This window comes from Actinomycetota bacterium, assembly GCA_036280995.1.
Classification (GTDB): domain Bacteria; phylum Actinomycetota; class CALGFH01; order CALGFH01; family CALGFH01; genus CALGFH01.
The window spans coordinates 1-2,193 of record DASUPQ010000713.1 but is presented as its reverse complement, the minus strand read 5'-3'; the positions used below and the strand labels follow the sequence as shown (position 1 = coordinate 2,193).

The window sequence follows — 2,193 nt, the reverse complement described above, 5'->3', positions numbered from 1 at the left end:
GCGTCGGTCAGGTCGGTGGCATAGGGGCGGCGGGCTGAGGTCACCGGCGGCTTCCTGTCGTGGACGGGATCAGGACAGTCGGGGATCATACGGGCTTTTCAGACACCCTCTAACGGGTCCTGGGTGTCGGGTTGAGGGCGGGGAGGGCGTGGAGTTGGCGCCTTGCTGGCTGGCGGGTCAGGATCGGCGCCATGCCAACCATCCCTCGCCGCCCTGCGGCACAACGAGAACGCGACCGGCTCCAGGCCCGTCGGCTGCGGGCGGCTGAGCTGTTCGCCGCCGGCGTCACCCAGGCCGAGGTCGCCCGCCAGCTCGAGGTCTCAGCTCAGGCCGTGAGCGTCTGGCATGCCCGCTGGCAGGCCGGCGGCACCGATGCCCTGCGTAGTAAAGGGCCGAGCGGTCCGGCGCCGCGGCTGTCGGACGCTCAGCTCGCCACCGTCGAGCAGGCCCTGCTGGAAGGCGCCGGCGCCAACGGGTTCACTGGGGAGCTGTGGACGTTGGAGCGGATCGCGCTGGTCATCGAGCGCCTGACCGGCGTGCAGCATCATCCTGCTTGGGTGTGGGCGCTGCTGCATCACCGCCTTGGCTGGAGCGTGCAGCGGCCCAAGCGCCGGGCGGCCGAGCGCGACCAGGCGGCGATCGACCGCTGGGTCAAGGAACGCTGGCCTCAGATCAAGCAAACGCCCAACGGCGCAGAGCCTGCCTGGTCTTCTTCGACGAGACCGCGCTCAGCCTGACCCCCAACGTCCGCCGGACCTGGGCGCCCCGGGGCCGCCCGCCGGTGCTGGTACACCCGTTCAACTGGAAGAAGGCCTCCATGGCGGCCGCGCTCTGCTATGGGGTGCGCGGCGGCGGCGCCCAGTTCGCCTTCCACGTCACCGCTGGCAACTACGACACCGATACCCTCATCGAGGTCCTTTGTGAGCTGCGCCGCTTCCTTGGTGGGGAGAAGGCAACCCTGTTGTGGGACGGCTTGCCCGCCCACCGCAGCCAAGCCATGCGGGACTGGCTGGCGACCCAGCGGTCCTGGTTGGTGGTCGAGCGCCTGCCCGCCTACGCGCCCGACCTCAACCCGGTCGAGGGGCTGTGGTCCAGCCTCAAGGCCGTGGAACTGGCCAACCTGGCCGTGCCCACGCTCGCTGAGGTGATCGACCAGGCCCACCGCGGCATCCAACGCGTCCGCCGCACCCCGCACCTGGCCTACTCGTTCCTACGCCACGCCGGTCTGTCGGTCTCATAACCTCAACCCGACACCCAGGACCCGTTAGAGGGTGTCTGAAAAGCCCGTATGATCCCCGACTGTCCTGATCCCGTCCACGACAGGAAGCCGCCGGTGACCTCAGCCCGCCGCCCCTATGCCACCGACCTGACCGACGCCGAGTGGCAGCTGCTGGCCCCGCTCATCCCTCCTCCCAAGCTGGGTGGCCGCCCACCCATCCATGACCGCCGGGAGCTGATCAACGCCATGGCCTACTGGCTGCGGGCCGGCTGCGCCTGGCGGTTGTTGCCCCATGACCTGCCGCCCTGGCAGACCGTCTACCACTATTTCCGCTGCTGGCGGCAGCAGGGATTGTGGGAACAGGTCCACGCCACCCTCCGCATCCAGGAGCGGATCCGCCAAGGCCGCCGGCCCACCCCGACCGCGGCCATCCTGGACAGCCAGAGCACCAAGACCACCGAACGGGGGGGCGCCACGGCTACGACGGCGCCAAGAAGGTCAACGGCCGCAAGCGCCACCTCCTGGTCGACACCCTTGGCCTGATCATCAAGGTCCACCTGACCGCGGCCGACGTCGGCGACCGCGATGGCGCCATGGAGCTGCTCAGACGGCTGGACCGGCGGCGGTTCCCCCGGCTACGGCACGGCTGGGTCGATGGCGGCTACCGCGGCCCCTTCTTGGACTGGGCCCACCAGCGCCGCGGCATCGCGTTCCAGGTGGTGCAACGCCACGATGGCGGCCGGCAGCGACGCTGGCTCCCGCCCGGGGCGACACCGCCGATCGTGTCACCCTTCGCAGTGGTCCCACGCCGGTGGGTGGTGGAGCGGACCTTCGCCTGGCTGGGCCGATACCGCCGTCTCAGCAAGGACTACGAATACCTCACCGCCACCTCCGAGGCGGTCATCTACCTAGCCATGACCCGGCTGCTGCTCCGTCGCCTCACCCGCCCATGAGCTTTTCAGACACCCTCTAGG

Annotated in this window: 3 protein-coding genes; all 3 read left to right on the top strand. The window is 69.9% G+C overall.

The genetic code is table 11. The annotated features are described in order from the left end of the window. Positions 1-191 precede the first annotated feature (191 nt). The 3 genes from VF468_24030 (at position 192) to VF468_24020 (ending at position 2,172) form a co-directional block, all read left to right on the top strand. Positions 192-737 carry a winged helix-turn-helix domain-containing protein gene (locus VF468_24030; GenBank protein ID HEX5881356.1) on the top strand — a complete coding sequence of 182 codons (546 nt, stop codon included), beginning with the start codon at positions 192-194 and terminating at the stop codon, positions 735-737. Then, positions 647-1,240: an IS630 family transposase gene (locus tag VF468_24025; protein HEX5881355.1), complete on the top strand. Its 594-nt coding sequence runs from the start codon at positions 647-649 to the stop codon at positions 1,238-1,240. The genes VF468_24030 and VF468_24025 overlap by 91 nt, the downstream gene beginning before the upstream one ends. Positions 1,241-1,288: 48 nt before the next feature. After that, positions 1,289-2,172, top strand: a protein-coding gene (locus tag VF468_24020; protein ID HEX5881354.1) for an IS5 family transposase whose coding sequence is annotated in 2 segments (ribosomal slippage) — positions 1,289-1,682 and positions 1,682-2,172 — 885 coding nt in all. Because the reading frame shifts where the segments join, the coding sequence is not laid out codon by codon here. The last annotated feature ends 21 nt before the right edge of the window (positions 2,173-2,193 follow it).

Coding starts and splice junctions, on each gene's coding strand:
- VF468_24030 (HEX5881356.1), top strand. CDS start 192: ATGCCAACCATCCCTCGCCGCCCTGCGGCACAACGAGAACGCGACCGG.